This is a genomic window from Azospirillum cavernae (assembly GCF_003590795.1).
GTDB lineage: Bacteria > Pseudomonadota > Alphaproteobacteria > Azospirillales > Azospirillaceae > Azospirillum > Azospirillum cavernae.
Genome location: NZ_QYUL01000001.1, coordinates 1,710,103 through 1,726,895 on the forward strand (window position 1 = coordinate 1,710,103; position 16,793 = coordinate 1,726,895).

At 66.1% G+C, this 16,793-nt stretch carries 13 protein-coding genes and 1 pseudogene; 5 read left to right on the plus strand and 9 right to left on the minus strand.

Annotation, left to right across the window (positions count from 1 at the left end):
* Window positions 1-52: 52 nt before the first annotated feature.
* Window positions 53-1,180, plus strand: coding sequence for a CaiB/BaiF CoA transferase family protein (locus D3877_RS07765; protein ID WP_119830082.1), 1,128 nt, complete (start codon window positions 53-55; stop codon window positions 1,178-1,180).
* Here the strand turns inward: D3877_RS07765 and D3877_RS07770 are convergent.
* The 3 genes from D3877_RS07770 to D3877_RS07780 all read right to left on the minus strand — a co-directional run bounded on the left by D3877_RS07770 (window position 1,177) and on the right by D3877_RS07780 (window position 4,327).
* On the minus strand, window positions 1,177-2,478 hold the full coding sequence (locus D3877_RS07770; RefSeq protein ID WP_119830083.1) for a pentapeptide repeat-containing protein: 1,302 nt from the start codon (window positions 2,476-2,478) through the stop codon (window positions 1,177-1,179). The two genes, D3877_RS07765 and D3877_RS07770, sit on opposite strands and share 4 nt — an antisense overlap.
* Before the next feature lie 145 nt (window positions 2,479-2,623).
* On the minus strand, window positions 2,624-3,781 hold the full coding sequence (locus D3877_RS07775; protein ID WP_119830084.1) for a GNAT family N-acetyltransferase: 1,158 nt from the start codon (window positions 3,779-3,781) through the stop codon (window positions 2,624-2,626).
* A gap of 78 nt (window positions 3,782-3,859) precedes the next feature.
* On the minus strand, window positions 3,860-4,327 hold the full coding sequence (locus tag D3877_RS07780) for a RidA family protein (protein WP_119830085.1): 468 nt from the start codon (window positions 4,325-4,327) through the stop codon (window positions 3,860-3,862).
* Between the two features lie 378 nt (window positions 4,328-4,705).
* On the opposite strand from D3877_RS07780, the pseudogene D3877_RS30980 reads away from it, so the two are divergent.
* A pseudogene (locus tag D3877_RS30980) lies at window positions 4,706-5,095 on the plus strand (flagellin); the annotation flags it as partial.
* Between the two features lie 948 nt (window positions 5,096-6,043).
* Window positions 6,044-6,538, plus strand: coding sequence for a flagellin (locus tag D3877_RS30985; RefSeq protein ID WP_420796891.1), 495 nt, complete (start codon window positions 6,044-6,046; stop codon window positions 6,536-6,538).
* A 99-nt stretch (window positions 6,539-6,637) separates the two neighbouring features.
* On the opposite strand, the gene D3877_RS07790 is transcribed toward D3877_RS30985, so the two are convergent.
* Window positions 6,638-8,212, minus strand: a complete 1,575-nt coding sequence (locus D3877_RS07790; RefSeq protein ID WP_119830087.1) for a S10 family peptidase — start codon at window positions 8,210-8,212, stop codon at window positions 6,638-6,640.
* Between the two features lie 181 nt (window positions 8,213-8,393).
* Between D3877_RS07790 and D3877_RS07795 the strand changes: the two genes are divergently transcribed.
* On the plus strand, window positions 8,394-10,100 hold the full coding sequence (locus tag D3877_RS07795) for a methyl-accepting chemotaxis protein (protein WP_119830088.1): 1,707 nt from the start codon (window positions 8,394-8,396) through the stop codon (window positions 10,098-10,100).
* A 162-nt stretch (window positions 10,101-10,262) separates the two neighbouring features.
* The gene (locus D3877_RS07800; protein ID WP_119830089.1) at window positions 10,263-10,772 is read left to right on the plus strand and encodes a bacteriohemerythrin; all 510 of its coding nucleotides are present in this window, start codon (window positions 10,263-10,265) and stop codon (window positions 10,770-10,772) included.
* Between the two features lie 64 nt (window positions 10,773-10,836).
* Here D3877_RS07800 and pgi read toward each other — a convergent pair whose 3' ends face one another.
* From pgi to lspA, 5 genes are all read right to left on the minus strand, one after another.
* Window positions 10,837-12,489, minus strand: a complete 1,653-nt coding sequence (pgi, locus tag D3877_RS07805; protein WP_119830090.1) for a glucose-6-phosphate isomerase — start codon at window positions 12,487-12,489, stop codon at window positions 10,837-10,839.
* 147 nt (window positions 12,490-12,636) lie between these two features.
* Window positions 12,637-14,100 (minus strand): M16 family metallopeptidase, encoded by a 1,464-nt coding sequence (locus D3877_RS07810; RefSeq protein WP_238474774.1) that lies wholly within the window; start codon window positions 14,098-14,100, stop codon window positions 12,637-12,639.
* An 11-nt stretch (window positions 14,101-14,111) separates the two neighbouring features.
* Window positions 14,112-15,518 (minus strand): M16 family metallopeptidase, encoded by a 1,407-nt coding sequence (locus D3877_RS07815; RefSeq protein ID WP_119830091.1) that lies wholly within the window; start codon window positions 15,516-15,518, stop codon window positions 14,112-14,114.
* Window positions 15,519-15,610: 92 nt separating this feature from the next.
* Window positions 15,611-16,198 (minus strand): DUF3035 domain-containing protein, encoded by a 588-nt coding sequence (locus tag D3877_RS07820; protein ID WP_119830092.1) that lies wholly within the window; start codon window positions 16,196-16,198, stop codon window positions 15,611-15,613.
* 76 nt (window positions 16,199-16,274) lie between these two features.
* Entirely contained in the window at window positions 16,275-16,778 is a 504-nt protein-coding gene (gene lspA / locus D3877_RS07825; protein WP_119830093.1) for a signal peptidase II, read from the minus strand.
* Window positions 16,779-16,793: the final 15 nt, after the last annotated feature.

The window sequence follows — 16,793 nt, forward strand, 5'->3', positions numbered from 1 at the left end:
GGGCAAAGCCATCCCTCAAAACAAAAACCCCGACGAAAAACGGAAACGCCCCATGCCCCTGCCCTTTCTGACCGGCCTGCGCGTCATCGACCTTGGCCAGTATCTGCCCGGCCCGCACGCCGCCCAGCTTCTCGGCGATCTGGGGGCGGAGGTGGTGAAGGTGGAGCCGCCGGACGGCGACCCGCTGCGCTTTCTCGGGCCGCAGGACAGCGACGGCGTCACCGCCGCGTATAAGATCTTCACGGCGGGCAAGACCGTCGTCACGCTGGATCTGAAGACGGCGGAGGGCCGCGCGGCGCTGGAATCGCTGATCACACGAGCCGACGCGCTGGTCGAAAGCTACCGCCCCGGCGTGATGGACAAGCTGGGGCTGGGGCGCGAGCGGCTGCGGGCGCTGAATCCGCGCTTGGTTCACGCCAGCCTGTCGGGTTGGGGCTATGGCGGCCCCTACGCCACGCGGGCCGGGCATGATTTGAATTACATGGCGGTCGGCGGCGGGTTGGACGCGTCCGGCCTGCCCGACCGTCCGGTGATTTCCTATCTGCCGGTCGCCGATTTCGCCTCCGCCCAGCAAACCGCGTTGGCGGTGGTCGCGGCGCTGTTCGGGCGGGAGCGGACGGGCGCGGGCTGCTTCCTCGATCTGTCGATCATGGAAACCGTGCTGGGCTGGCAGGGCATCAATTTGACCGCCGCCGCGCGCGGCCAGATGCCGAACCGGGGCGAGGCGCTGCTGTCCGGCGGCGTCGCCTGCTACCGGATTTACCAGACAGCGGACGAGCGTTTCATCACCCTGTCGGCGCTGGAGCCGAAATTCTGGCGCGGCTTCTGCGCGGCGGTGAACCGCCCCGATTGGCTCGCCCGACAGGCGGACGCCCTGCCGCAAAGCGCGCTGACGGCGGAACTGGCCGAGCTTTTCGCCAGCCGGAGTTTGGCGGATTGGCAAGCTTTGCTCGACCCGGTGGATTGCTGTTTCGAGGCGCTGCCGGAAATCGGCGAGATCGCCGCGCACCCGCACATCGCCGCGCGCGGCCAGCTTCAGGTGACGCCGGGAACCGAGCCGCTGGTGGAAACACTGATGGGCCTGCGCGTCGATGGCGGAACCCCGCCCGCCCGCGCGCCCTGGCGGGCCGACGACGCGGCGGCGGTGCTCACCGCGTGGAACAACTCCACGGCTCCCTAAATCGCCAGCAGACCCGCCGTGTCCTGCTCCTCGCGAGCAGGAAGCGGGCCACGGCGCGCGCCAGACAGATAGGCGCGCGACAGGTTCGCCGCGCCTTCATCGCAGCCGCGCAGGTCGGCGGACGACAGATTGGCGTTGTCGAAAATCGCCCCGACGATCCGCGCGCCGCCCAGACGTGCGCCGCGCAGGTCAACGCCGCTCAGCGTCGCGCCGGACAGGTTGGCGGGCCACCAGCGCCCGGTCGGCGTTCCGTCGGGCTTGCGCAGTTCGACCTGGCCAAGATCGGCGTCGCCCGCGTGGGCGCCCGACAGATCGGCCCCCATCAAATTGGCCCCGGTCAGGATGGCCTGATCCAGCTTGGCCCGGCATAGCTTGGTCCCGCCGAAATCCGCCAGCGACAATTGGGCGTTGGCGAGCGACGCCTCGCTCATCTGCGCGTTGCGGAACACCGCGCCGGACAGATCGGCTGCGGTCAGATCGACGCCGCGCAAATCCATGTCGGAGAAATCGGCCCGCGTTCCATGCCGCCCGCCGCTGTTGATCCACAGAATGTGGGAATCCAGCATCTGGCGCACTTCGGGCCGCAGGTTGGCGCCGCCCTTCATGTAAATCGCGCCGTTCAGGTTGGCCCCAACCACGTCAGCCTTGGAAAAATCCACGTTGCGCAACACGGCGTCGCGCAGATCGGCGTTGCGCAGGATGGTCTGATTCAGCGTCGCCCCGTTCAGGATCGCCCGCTTCAGTTTGGCTCCGGTGAAGTTGGCGTCGCTCAGATCGGCCCCGGCCAGATTGGCGGCGAACAGGTTGGCCCCGGCGAAATCGGTGCCCCGCAGGCCGCTGTTGGTCAGATCGGCGTGGCTGAGATCGGCGTTTTTGAAATTCACCCCGTCCAACGAGGCGTCCTGAAGATTCGTGCGCTGCCGCACCTCCTCCCGACCGGACACAAAGGTCAGGATTTGGCCTGGACGCAGGTCGGCCTCTTCAAAATCGGTGCGGCGCAGGTTGGCTTTCAGGAAATTCGCCCCGCGCAGATCGGCGCGGACAAAGCGGGAGCCGACCAGAACAGCGCGGGTGAAGTTCGCGCCGAACAGGTCGGACATGTCAAAGCTGACCTCCTCCAACTCAGCGTCGGAGAAGTTGACCTGGGTCAGAACCGCTGAATTGAGCGTGAAGCCTTTCAGCCGCAGCCCCGACAAATCAGCCGCCTTGGCCTGAAGCCGGACCCCGCCGGGCCGCAGCTTCAGATAGAACAGGTGATCCCTGACCTGTTTCAGGAACTCCATGCCACGGTCAGTCATGGAGGCGTCCCCATCAGTGCCTCAGCGGATCAGGATCATAGGCCGCTCGGCAGAGCTGCAAAAGCACCTATTACATATTGCTAGTTTTCTAAACCATCGCTGGAAAGAGTCCGGTGATGGGTTTGAAAAGACGCCATGTCTGGTTTCAATCGCCCTGCCGGTAGGGCGACATCGTCGCCAAGGCCGCGATGTCGGCGGCGACGGCGGCGCGCTCCTCGGTCAAATGACGATCCAGCGCCCGGCGGAATCCGGGGTCGGCGATCCAATGGGCGCTGTAGGTTTCCACCGGCAGATAGCCGCGCTGGATCTTGTGCTCGCCCTGCGCCCCGGCCTCCACCCGCTTCAACCCGCGTTCGATGGCGAAATCCAGCGCCCGGTAATAGCAGGCCTCGAAATGAAGGTAACGGTAACGCCCGTCCGATCCCCAATTGCGGCCATACAGCGTGTCCGTTCCCAAGAGGTTCAGCGCCCCCGCCACCCATTCCCCATCATCCTCGCACATCACCAGCACGACCCGGTCGGCCATGGTCTGGCCCAACTGGTCGAAGAAGGCGCGGTTGAGATAGGCCCCGCCCCATTTGCGGTCAGCCGTTTCCAGATAGAAATTGTAAAAAGCGTCCCAATGCTCCGGCTTCAGATCATCGCCGGTCAGCGTGTGCAGACGGACGCTGCTGTCGGCCACCTCGCGGCGTTCCTTGCGGATGGCCTTGCGCTTGCGGGAGTTCAGCGCCTCAAGGAAATCATCGAACGAGCCATAGCCGCGATTGTCCCAATGATATTGCACGCCGACCCGTTGCAGCCACCCGGCCGCGCCCAGCCGCGCCCAATCGGCGGCGTGGGGAAAGGTGACGTGGGCGGATGACACGCCGTAACGCTTGGCGACCCGCTCCAACGCGGTGATGAGCGCGGCGGCGACCTCCTCCCCCGCGCCGGGGGCCAACAACAGGCGCGATCCGGGAACCGGGGTGAAGGGCGCCGCCACCTGAAGCTTTGGGTAATAGCTGCCGCCCGCCCGCTCATAGGCGTTGGCCCAGGCGTGGTCGAAGACATATTCGCCGTAAGAGTGACTCTTCAGATAGGCGGGAACCGCGCCGACCATCCGCCCTGCGGCGTCGAAAGCCACCAAATGGCTTGGCTGCCAGCCGGTCTTGCCGGTCGCCGAACCTGATTCCTCCACCGCCGACAGGAAAGCGTGGCACAGGAACGGGTTGTCGGGACCGGCGCAGGCGTCCCACGCGGGCGCGTCCGCCTGGCCGATCCCGGTCAAAATCGTCACGGTGATGGCGTCGTCGCCGTTCGGCATCAAACACTCTCCCTTGGTGCGAGGTGGGAGATGGGTTCTCCGCCACGTCGCGGCAAGACGCGCATCACCGTTGAACGATCAGGCGACTTCCAAGATGGCGTCAACCTCGACCGCGACGTTGCCCGGCAGCGACGACACGCCGACGGCGGCGCGCGCGTGCTTGCCCGCTTCGCCGAACACCGCCTGCATCAGCTCCGACGCCCCGTTGATGACCAGCGGGTGATCGTGGAAGTCGGGACCGGCGTTGACGAAGCCGCCCAGCTTCAGCACGCGGGTGACGCGGTCCAGGTCGCCATCCAGCGCGGCCTTGGCCTGGGCCAGAATGTTCAGAGCGCAGAGCTTGGCGGCTTCCTTGCCCTGCTCCAGCGTGTAGTCCTGGCCAACCTTGCCGACGAACTTGCGCTCGCCGTTCCAGATGGTGATCTGGCCGGAGATATAAAGAGTGTTGCCCGAGCGGGTGTAGCCGACATAGGCCGCCACCGGGGCCGCCGCCTGCGGCAGCTCGATGTTCAGTTCCGCAAGGCGCGCGTCGATCCGACTGGTCATGATGCTTCTCCCGTTCCCGCCTTATAAGGCCGGTTTGGTTGGTTGACGGGGCGACCATACCCGCGCGGATCGGGGGATGGGAAGAATCCTCCGGCGGACTCATCGGCAGTTCCGTCCCTATCGGCAAAGTTTTCCCGGAATCTTTTTCGACTCTCCCATGGCTGGTTTGACGGCTCAACCCGGCGCTTTTTGCCGGTCATTTTTATTATTCAATGAAAACAATGCACTAATACAGAAAAACAGAGTTGGCACGGCTCTTGAAAGGATGGTGTCACGCAAACGCACGTTGCCTCGCTCCGGTCAAAAGACCAGCCGCGAGGAGACAGCCTCAGAAGGAGACTTGGAGCCATGGCCAACGACGTCACTCTCACCGCCGCAATGCGCACCAACCTGCTGCAATTGCAGGGCACCCAGGAAAACATCAACAAGAAGCAGAACATCCTCTCGACCGGCAACAAGATCAATTCGGCTTTGGACGGTCCGACCGCCTTCTTCGCCGCGAAGGGCTTGACCCAGCGCGCGGGCGATCTGACCTCGCTGAAGGACGCGATGGGCCAGTCGATCAGCACCATCAAGGCCGCCGACAAGGGCCTGACCTCCATTGACAGCATGATCGATCAGGCCAAGGGCCTGACGACCGCCGCTTACGCCGCTCTGGGCACCGACGCCGCGTCGGTCGCCACCCGCAAGGCGCTGGCCACCCAGTTCAACAATCTGAAGGACCAGATCGACAAGCTGGCGGGCGACAGCGGGTATCAAGGCAAGAACCTGATCGGCGGCAACGGCCTGCGCATGGACAGCACCAGCTCCTCCCGCCAGGCGGTCAACACCATCCAGGGTGTGGAAAACGCCCGCGTCTCCAACGTGATCTCCGCCGACACCTACTCGATCCGCATCAAGGGCAAGGGCACGATCGAGGGCGCGGTCGGCGACATCGCCACCGCCGAAAACGCCCACGGCCTGACCGGCCTGAAGCTGTCGGGCAAAATGGCGACCACGCTGGGCAGCTTCTCCGACGTGCAGATCGAAGTGCGGGGCGCCAATGGCCGCGAACGCTCCTTCATCGTCACCGATGGCAAGGAAAGCCGCACGATCTCCTACTTCGACAACAACCAGACCATCGACACCAAGCTGACCCAGGCGGCGACCTCCACCACCGCCCAAGCGTCGCAGGTGACGATCGGCGGCACGATCGAAGCGGGCGACATCTTCTCGGTCACGGTCGAAGGTCAGACCTTCAGCTACACCGCGACCTCGTCGGACGTCGCCATCGGCCAGACCTCCAAGGCGAACATCGCCTCGCAGCTCCAGGCCTCAATCAACAGCGCTCTGGCCTCCGGCGGGCGTCTGGCCGGCAAGGATCTGGCGTCCACCTCCGTCGGCACGTCGGGCACCATCACCCTGACCGGCGCGACCACGACGGGCGTCGCCCGTGAAGTGACGCTGGCCGCCACCACGACCAACGCGCTGACCAAGCACATCTCGGAAAGCTTCGCCTCGGGCACCGTGGTCTCCTTCACCGTGGACCGCACCTTGCTGGAAAACTCCAACAACTCGGGCAACGGCATCTCGGTCATCGAGAAGAAGGTCGATCTTCAGGTTCAAATCACCAACCTGAACGGCGCTCAGATGACACGCGACGGCATGAACAACCGTGGCGAAAGCAAGCTGGCCGATGGCGAACAGTCCTTCGCGTTTGACAGCGGCACCGTCCGCATGAAGATCGACCAACAGTCCATCCAACAGGCGGCCTCGGCCAACTGCTCGGCGAACATCATCACCAAACAGGTGACGGACGCCAACACGTCGAACGATCTGACGGTGCAGTTGAACGAACGCAACACCAACACGATCAACGTGGTGGCGGTGAACCTGACCTCCAGCGGTCAAGGGTTGCGGTTGGACGGGGCGCAGAACAACTGGACCGACCGTTCGGACATCGACAACGCGGTCGCCGGTCTGGACTACGCCAAGGCCACGGTCCGCTCGGCTTCGCAGCAGTTGTCGACCAACCTGAACGTCATCACCACCCGTGAAACCTTCACCAAGGAGTTCAGCGACGTCCTGACCGAAGGCGCCAGCAAGCTGACGCTGGCCGACCAGAACGAAGAAGGCGCCAGCCTGCTGATGCTGCAAACCCGCCAGCAGCTTGGCACCATCGCCTTGACCCTGGCCAACCAGTCGCAGCAGTCGATCCTGCGTCTGTTCTAAGACGGGGGTCTCCCCCAGGCCAACGTGCCGCGTCGATGGGCGCCCCGAACGGGGCGCCCACTCGCGTTTGGGAGCAGGCGCGTTTGGGGGGAAGTATTTTCAGCGCGGGGACGCCGCGCGCAAAGCGTCTTCGATCAAGGCGCGGGCGTCGGCGGCCAGAGCGGCCCGACCCGTGGCCCGCGTGTACATCATGTGCCCACCCTCATGCACGCTCACCCGCACGCGGTCGCGCTCCTGCGGCGGCAACTCCAAACGCGCGGCGATCCAGCGCGACGCCATGTAGGGGGTGATCAGATCCGTCCGGCCATGGGCGATCAACACGCGCAGCGACGGCTGCAAGGTCAGCGCGGTCTGCAACGAATCGGTTGCGTTGGGCGCGGACATGCGCGGCCACTCCCACCCCCGGTTTACCCGGTCGCTCAACAGCCGATAGGCAAGATCGCCGCGCACGCCCAAGGACTCCGCCGCGTAACCGGCAAAGGCGGTGGTGTAGGTGGACACCGTCCCCTTCAGAAACGGATCGAACGGCAAACGGGCGGCGCCCGGATCGGGATCCGCCGCCGTGAAGGTTCCGTCATAGATGCTCAACACCCGACCATCGGCGCGCAGCAACTCGCGGGTGAACAGCCCCATCGGCACCCGTCCGCGCTGGCGGACCACCAGATCGACCGGCAGCCCGACCACATCGGCCACTTGGGTGAAAAAGCCCTGCGCTTGGTCGAGGCGTCCATAATCCAGTCCGGCCAATCCGGTCAAATAACCACTCATGGCGAACTCCTCGGCCTTCCGCGCCGCCTGTTCGGGCGTTCCCGGCGCCCGACCAAAGGCCGCCGCCGTCGCCGCCATCGCAGGCAGCTTGAAGGTGGTCGCCAGCAAGCCATCCTCGTCGATGGACGCGAAATCGACCACCGGCGACACCAGGATCAAGCCGTTGACGGCCAGACCGGTGTTCTGAATCAACTCGTCGGCCATCTTGACGATGCGAAAGCCGCCATAGCTCTCCCCCGCCAGGAAGGTTGGCGAGGACCAGCGCTCGTTCCGAGTCAGCCAGAGCCGGACCACCTCCGCCATCGCCTTGGCGTCGCCCTCGACCGACCAGAAGCGCTTTTCCCCATCGCCGTCGGTCTTCGTCGCGCGGCTGTAGCCAGTGCCGACCGGATCGACGAACACCAGATCGGTGAAGGCCAACCAGGTATCGGGGTTGTCGATCAACCGCGCGGGTGGCCCCGCCAACGCGCCGTCCGCCGCGAACGTCACCACCCGTGGCCCCGCCGCGCCCAAATGCATATAAGCTGACGCCGCTCCCGGACCGCCGTTGAAAACAAAGGTCACGGGACGGGGCGGCTGAGACGCCCCGCTTTGCTCCGCCCGATAGGAGACGGTGAAGATCCGCGCCGCCAGCTCCTCTTTCGGGCCGTCGCGCAGCGGCAGAAACTCCGCTGTGGCGCTGTAGGCCAAGGGACCGGCGGCCAATGGCACGATGTGCTGCGTGACCCGACGCTGCGCGTCGAAGGTTGGCTCTCGTTGGGACTCGGTCGTTGGCCCCTCCGCCTTGTCCGGGCGGTCCTGCGCCCATCCGGGATTGGCCATCAGCCCCCCAATCAGAGCCGCCCCCAGCGCCACCGGCAACGGGACGGAGAACAGCGCGAGCGCGCGATGGGAAAGCGGCGGCATGGCGACCCCTTGATTTGAAACACTGCGCCGACATATTGCGACGACAGGGAGCGGGCGCAACGGACGCTCAGCGCCCATCCTCGCCGTTACGCACGAAATTTGGTTGCATCCCATGCGGATAAACAATTCGTAGCACTTTTCCGATACTGTCCCGCCAATCTCTCTTACCGGGAAAGACATCATGGCCTCCCTCCTGCACGCCCCCATCCGCGCGCGCCTGTTTCTGGGTTTCGGCGTCGTTTTGCTGCTTTTGGTGAGCCTGACGGTGGTCGGCGTCAACGAAGTGCGGAAAATCGAGACCGACCTCTCCGTCATCAACGACGTGAACAGCGTCAAACAGCGCCACGCCATCAATTTCCGGGGCAGCGTCCATGACCGCGCCATCGCGCTGCGCGACGTGGTGCTGGTTCCGGATTCGATTCTGCCGACGGTTCTCGGCGACATTGATCGACTGACCAGCTTTTATGCCGATTCGGCGCGGCAGCTCGACGCGCTGGTCGCCACGATGGTCAACACCATCAGCGCCGAAGAGCGGACGATGATCGCGGCGATCAAGGAGACCGAGACCCGGACCTTGCCCCTGGTCAAGAAGGTGATCGACGCCCGCAAGGCCGGCAATGTGCCGCAAGCGCAGGAAACCCTGCTGGTCGACGCCCGCCTGGCGCTCAACGAATGGCTGACCCGCATCAACGCCTTCATTGATTTGCAGGAAAAGAAGAACAACGTCCTGGCGGCTCATGCCAGCAACCTTGCCCACGGCTTCCAAACGCTGATGGTCACGCTGTGCGGCGTCGCCCTGCTGCTGGCCGTCGGCTTCGCTCTGTGGACGCTGGGGGCGCTGCGTCCGCTGCGCCGCCTGACCGACAGCACCTTGAAGCTGGCCAAGGGCGATTTGAGCGCCGAAGTGCCGCAGGCCAACGGCAGCGACGAGATCGCGCAGATCACCGGCGCGGTCGAAATTCTGCGGACCAACGCGGTGGAGGCCGACGCCTACCGCCGCCGTCAGGCCGACAACGAGCACGCCGCCGAAGCCAAGAAACAGGCGGAGATGAACGCGCTGGCCGACCGCTTTGAAAGCCAGGTCAAGGGCGTGGTCAACAGCGTGGCGTCGTCGTCGGACGAGGTGCGGACGCTGGCCCGCGCGCTGAGCACCACGGCGGAGCAGACCGAAAGCAAGGCGACCACCGTCGCCGCCGCGTCGGAACAGGCGTCGGTCAACGTCCAGACCGTAGCCGCCGCCGCCGAGGAACTGGCCGCGTCGATTTCCGAAATCGGTCGCCAGATCGGCGAAAGCACGCGCAAGGCCAAGCAGGCCGCCGATCAGGCCGACGGCACCAACCGCATCGTCGATGGCCTGTCGTCCAAGGCCAACCAGATCGGCGACGTCGTCAATCTGATTTCCAGCATCGCCGGTCAAACCAACCTGTTGGCGCTGAACGCCACCATCGAAGCCGCCCGCGCCGGAGAGGCTGGCAAGGGCTTCGCCGTCGTCGCCAGCGAGGTGAAGTCTCTGGCCAACCAGACCGCCAAGGCGACCGACGACATTTCCCAGCAGATCAACGAAATCCAGGCGGCGACCGCCGACGCGGTGGCGGCGATCAAGAGCATCGCCACCACGATTGGCGAGGTGAACAGCATCGTCGGCACCATCGCCGAGGCGGTGGACGGCCAGAACGCCGCCACCATGGAAATCGCCCGCAACGTTCAACAAGCCTCGGCGGGGACCAACGAGGTGTCCTCCTCGATCAACGGCGTGCTGCACGCGGCGGCGGAAACCGGCAGCGGAGCCAGCCGCCTGCTCACCTCCTCGGGCGAACTGTCCAAGCAGGCCGAACTGCTGCGGACGCAGGTGGACCGCTTCCTGTCCAGCGTGCGCAGCGGAAGCTGAATCAGCAGCGTCTAATAACCGGAGGAGGACGGAACAGTCCTCCTCCGACCTAGCCCGCGTCAAAACGTAGCAAAAACCTCCAACACCACAAGTCGGGCTTGATGCGTTGAGTTCAGCCAACTAGAGGGTGGCCTTCACCCTCGCAAGGAAGCCCAACTCGCCATGACGTGCGACAGCGTTGATTATGGATCTTTGGTGTGGAGCGACGATCTGATCCTGGGCATCGACCAGATCGACGAGCAGCACCGCAAATGGATCGCCCTGGTCCAGGCCTACCAAAGCGCCGTCGTCGATGGCGGCTCCGCCGAGGAAATCCAACGCACGCTGACCGCCGCCGTCGCCTACACCGAAAGCCATTTCGACGATGAGCAGGCGGTGATGGAAGAGGCCGGATACCCCTTCATCGACGACCATCTCGACCAGCACCGGCTGGCCTGGCGGCGGGTCAACGGGTTCACCGCCGGCTCTCCGACAGAGGATGGCGAGGAAACCAACGATCTGCGCGACAGCCTCGCCGATTTCCTGCCGCAATGGCTGATGCTGCACATCAACACCGCCGACCGCCAGTTCGCCCGCTGGTACCGCAGCCGAAGCGACTCGGCGCAAGCCACGGCCCCTTGCGCCCCCGCCGCCATCGACGATGGCCGGGTGTTCGCCGACATTCCGCTGTAAGCGCCAGCCGCAAGCCCCCTCCCCGACCCTCCCCCGCGTTGCGGGAGAGGGGGACATGGGTTGCTTAACGGTTCGCCCGCCACCACGCCATCAGGCCGGTGGTGGACGAATCATGCGCGCCGTCCTGCGGCACGGCCTCCAGTTCCGGCAGGATGCTGCTGGCCAACTGCTTGCCCAACTCGACGCCCCACTGGTCGAAGCTGTTGATGTTCCAGACGACGCCCTGGACGAACACCTTGTGCTCGTACAGCGCGATCAGCGCGCCCAGCGTCGCCGGAGTCAGGCTTTTCACCAGGATGGTGTTGGACGGGCGGTTGCCGGTGAAGACGCGGTGGGGGACCAGCGCTTCGACGGCGTCCGGCGCTTTGCCTGCGCGGGTCATCTCGGCGCGGACCTCGTCGGCGGTCTTGCCGCGCATCAGCGCTTCGGCCTGGGCGAAGACGTTGGACAGCAGGATGCGGTGATGGGCGCCCGCGCTCTCCCCGATGGGGTTGTGGCTGGTCGCCGTCGCGACGAAATCGCAGGGAATCAGCGCGGTTCCCTGATGGATCAACTGGTAGAAAGCGTGCTGGCCGTTGGTGCCCGGCTCGCCGAACACCACCGGGCCGGTGGCGTGGTCCACCGGCTCCCCGTCGCGCGTCACCGATTTGCCGTTGCTCTCCATGTCCAACTGCTGGAGATAGGCGGTGAAGCGGTGGAGATACTGGTCGTAGGGCAGCACCGCCTGGCTCGACGCCCCCCAGAAATTGACGTACCACACGCCCAACAGCGCCAGAAGAACCGGCATGTTGCGCTCCAGCGGCGCTTCCCGGAAATGCTCGTCCATCGCGTGGGCGCCGGTCAGCAGCTCGGCGAAGCGCTCTGGCCCGATGGCGATGGCGATGGGCAGACCGATGGCCCCCCACAGCGAATAGCGCCCGCCGACCCAATCCCAGAAGCCGAACATGTTGGCCGGGTCGATGCCGAACTTCACCACCTCCGCCTCGTTGGTCGAGACGGCGACGAAATGCTTGGCGACGTGGGCGGGATCCTTGGCGCTTTCCAGGAACCAGCGGCGGGCCGAATGGGCGTTGGTCAGGGTTTCCTGGGTGGTGAAGGTCTTTGACGCCACGATGAACAGGGTGGTCTCGGGGTCCAGCCACTTCAGCGTTTCGGCCAGATGCGTGCCGTCGATGTTGGAGACGAAATGCAGCGCGACATGGGGGTGGGCGAAGGGCTTCAGCGCCTCCGTCACCATCACCGGGCCAAGGTCGGAGCCACCGATGCCGATGTTCACCACGTCGGTGATCGGCTGGCCGGTGTAGCCCGTCCACACCCCATCGCGCACGGCGGTGGCGAAGGCGTCCATCCGTTCCAGCACGGCGCGCACGGCGGGCATCACGTCGCGGCCATCGACCGTCACCGGGCGGTCGGAGCGGTTGCGCAGCGCGGTGTGCAGAACCGCCCGCCCTTCCGTCAAATTGATCGGCGCGCCGCTGACCATGCGGTCGCGCCAACCCGCGACGTCCTGTTGCCGGGCGAGGTCGAGCAGGAGGTTCAGCGTCTCAGGCGTGATGCGATTCTTGGAATAATCCAGGAACAGCCCGGCGGCCTCGACCGAAAAGCGGTCAAAGCGGGCGGGATCGGCGGCGAACAGGTCGCGCATGTGGGTGTCGCCAAAATCCTGGCGATGCTGGGCGAGCGCCGCCCAGGCGGGCGAGCGGGTGAGCGCGGTCATGATGCTTGGACTCCTGAAACACGATGGTCCTTTGACGCGGCGTGTGGAGCCTAACACCGTCCGGGGCGAGCGGCCACGCGCCAATGCGCGCGGAAGGCCGCTCACCCGTGACGTTTTCCGCTGAAAAGCGCTCTTTCCCGGATCTCCCTACCGGATGTCCTCAATGGTCCGGGTCGGCGTCACCCCGTCGGGGCGGCCAACCAGCACGGTCAGCAGCCGGGCCGGATCCAGCAGGCGCTTGGCCACCCGCCGCACGTCGTCCGCCGTCACCGCGTTGATGAAGCGGTCGCGCTGGTCGAGATAGTCGATGCCCAGCCGGTCGCGCCGCACCTGCAACAGCGTCTTGGCGATCGACGGCGTCGATCCCAGTTGCAGCGGGAAGGATCCCGTCAGATAGGTCTTGGCGTCGGCCAACTCCTGATCGCTGACGCCGTCGGCGGCCATGCGCGCCCATTCCGCCCGCATGATCTCCAACGCCTGCCCGGCCTTGGCGTTGACGGTGGAGCCGCCCGCGATCACCAGCGCCGTGCGGTCCATCGGCACGAGGTAGCTGTAGACGCCATAGCTGAGGCCCCGTTTCTCCCGCACCTCCTCCATCAGGCGGGAGCCGAAGCCGCTGCCGCCCAGCACGTAATTCATCACGGTGGCGGCGTACCAATCGGGATCGGCCCGCTTCACGCCGGGTTGGCCCATCAGAATGACCGTCTGCGCCGTCGGGCGCGGGGCGAGCAGCGTCTCGCCCAGCCCCTTGGGCGTCACCTCCGGCAAAGCCGTGACGCTGGCCGTGGCGGGCAAGCCGCCGAACAGCCGGTCGAGCGCCCGGCCCAGATCGTCGGGCGCGATGTCGCCCGCCGCCGTCACGACCAAACGGTCGCGCCCGAACTGGCTTTTGACGAAGGCGCGCAGATCGTCGGGGGCGATGCGCGGCAGGCTGTCGAGCGACCCGCGCACCTCGCCGCCATAGGGGTGGTCGGGATAGGCGGTGCTGTAGAAGAGCCGCCGGGCGACGTAATTGGGATCGCCCTGCTCCCGCTTCAGCCCGGCGAGCGTTCCGGCCCGCATCCGCTCCACCGCCTCGGCGTCAAAGCGCGGCTCGCTCATCGCCAACCGGGCAAGGTCAAAAGCCTCGTCGCGATGCTCCGTCAGCGTCCGCAGGGATCCGGTGAAGGCGTCGCGCCCGGCGTTGAAGCTCAAGGAAACGGCGCTGTCCTGCAAGCGGGTCTGGAAGGCTTGCGAATCGTATGGTCCGGCCCCCTCGTCCAGCGCGTGGGCGGCGAGATTCGCCAGCCCCTCCTTGCCCGCCGGGTCGTTGGCCCCCGCCCCCTCGAAGGCCCATTCCACGGCCAGGACGGGAACCTTGTGATCCTCCACCAGCCACGCCTCAATCCCGCCGGGGCTGACCACCTTTTTGATGTCGATGGCGTGGGCGGGGCCGACGAGCAGGTTGAGCGCCAGCGCGGCGGCCAGCAGAGTCCAAGCCCCTCTCCCCCCCGGGGAGAGGGTTCGGGTGAGGGGGACGCGCGGCGAGGAGCGTCCGGCAAACGGAACCCCCTCACCCCGGCCCTCTCCCCGGGGGGGAGAGGGGGACCGCTTTGAAAGCATCGACGTCATCGCGCGCATCCTCAACCGTCCTTTCCAACGGGCGGCAGCAGCACGCCGGTGACATGATTGGTTTTCCCCAACACCGCGCGGGCGGCGGCGTTGACCTGTTCGGCGGTGACGGCGTCGATGCGCACCGGCCAGCTTTCCACATCGTCCAGGCTCTGCCCGGTGGCGAGCGCCGCGCCCAAGGTTTGGGCCGGGCCGGTCAGGCTGTCGCGGGCGTAGGCGGCGGCGGCCAGCATCCGCTTGCGGGCGGTCGCCACCTCGTCGTCCGTCACGCCCTGGTCCAGCAGCTTGCGGATTTCCCCCCACAGGGCATCCTCCAGCCGATCCATCGGCACCCCGGCGGCGGGGGTGGCGCCGGTGTTCAGCGTGCCCATGTCCCAGGCGTTCGGGTTGTAGCCAAGCCACGCCGAAGTGGCGAGCTTCCGCTCCACCACCAGTTCCCGGTACAGGCGGGAGGTGGAGCCGCCGCTCATGATCTCGGCCAGAACCTGCAAAGCGTAGACGTGATGGCCGGGATCGACGCGGTGGGACGGGGCCACCCAACTGCGGTGAATCCAGGGCTGCCGCACCTCGGGATCGCGCAGGGTGACGCGGCGTTCGGCGGCCATCGGCGGTTCGCTCACGCGGCGGCGCTCCGGCACCGGACGGGCGGCGACCGCGCCATAGGTGCGCTCGGCCAGCGGTTTCAGCTCAGCGGCGGACACGTCGCCCGACACCACCAGGATGGCGTTGTTCGGCGCGTACCAGGTCTTGTAAAAGCGTTCGGCGTCGGCGCGGGTCAGCGTCGCCATCTCCTGCGGCCAACCGATCACCGGCGTGCCGTAGGGGTGGTGAACGAACAGGGTGGCGTTGACAAGCTCGCTCATCCGGTCGGTCGGCTTGTTTTCCACCCGCTGGCGGCGTTCCTCAATGATGACGTCGCGCTCGGGATCGACCAGCGCGTCGGTCAACCGCAGATTCGCCATGCGGTCGGCCTCCATCGTCATCACCAGCTCCAGCCGGTCGCGCGCCACATTCTGGTGATAGGCGGTGTAGTCGTAGGAGGTGAAGGCGTTGTCGCGCCCGCCATTCTTGGCGACGATCCGGCTGAAGGCGCCGGGCGCCACCTGATCGGTGCCCTTGAACATCAGATGTTCCAGAAAATGGGCGATGCCCGACACCCCGCGCTCTTCGTCGGCGGCCCCCACCTTGTACCACACCATGTGGGTGACGACGGGCACCCGGCGGTTGGGAATGACCACCACCTGCATGCCGTTGGCCAGCGTGAAGCTTTCCGGGAAAAACACCCCCTTCTCAGCGGCCAGGGCGGGCGATGGAGTCAACAGCGTCAAAGGCGCCGACAGGGCGAGCGCCGCAGCGGCGAACAGGCTCGCTGCGGCAAAACGCCGAATCGGGCGACGGAGCGAAACGACGGCGGGCATGAAGGCTCCCGAACAGAGAGGCGTAAGCCAAAAATGAAAAGGGCGCCTTTCCGTATGGAAAGACGCCCTCCGAAACTGGTGCGGCGAACCGCTTAGAACAAGCCTTCCAGCGGGGCCTTCTTCTTGCGCTCCACGGTCGGGGCGCCCGCGCCGTCAACCGGCTTGCCCTGGGCCTGGGCTTCGCGCAAGCGCTGCTGCTCCTTGGCCGGGTCGACGACCGAGAAGGGCTGCTCCTGCTTCTGCCAGAACAGCAAACCGTCGATCCAGCTCTTGTCGGCGACGATGAGCTGGGTGGTTTCCTGATCGACCTTGGTGCGGATGTCGGGATCGAGGCCCTTGGCGGCGACCTGACCAACCAGCGCCGATTCGCCCGCGCTCTTGCCGGTGGCGGCGGCGCGCGCGGCGGCGGCCTTGCCCCCCAACACGGCGCTGGCGGCGGTTTGGGTCGGGCTGGCGTCCTGCGGGCGGGCCACGCCGGGGCGCGGCTTGGGCAGGTTGGCCGGTTGCAGGCTCGGCGGCAGGGTCAACGGCGCGCGCGACACGACGGTGAATTCGTCCGGGCTGCGCCGGTCAAGGCCGATGGTTTGGCGCACTTCGCTGCACCCGCCCAGCGCCAGCGCCGCCAGCGCCAGCGTGACGAGGGTCCGGGAAGAGGAGAGAGAGGTCTTGAGGCTGGTCACGTTCGGATTCCGTCGTCAGTCACTTGGCGTCCGTCCCGTGGCGTTCATCACGCGGATGGTCGGCGCAGGAACTCTCTTACGACTTTTCGCGGCCCGCGAACAGCCCGTCGAGCAACAGAAACGCCACGCCCACGCTGATTCCGGCGTCGGCCACGTTGAAGGCCCAAAAATGCCACGAGTCAATGTGGAAATCGAGGAAGTCGGCGACCGCGCCAAAGCGCAGCCGGTCGATCACGTTGCCCGCCGCCCCGCCGATGATGAAGCCGATGGCCAGCGCCATCAGACGGCGGTCGGCCTGTCGCAGCCACGCCACCAGACTGACGGCGATGACGGCGGCGATGCCGCTCAGCACATAGGGCATATAGGCCGCGCCGCTGGCGAAGGCGCCAAAGCTGACGCCGTAATTCCACACCAGCACAAGGTTGAAGAAGGGCGTCACCTCGACGACGTGCGGGATGGGCTGCATCACCGTCTCAAGGATCCACCATTTCGACAATTGGTCGAGCGCGACGACAAGCGCCGCGACGATCAAGCCGAACCGGGTGTAGGACGGGCCATGGCGGGTGGGAAAGCTGGTCATGGATGCTCCGGTGGA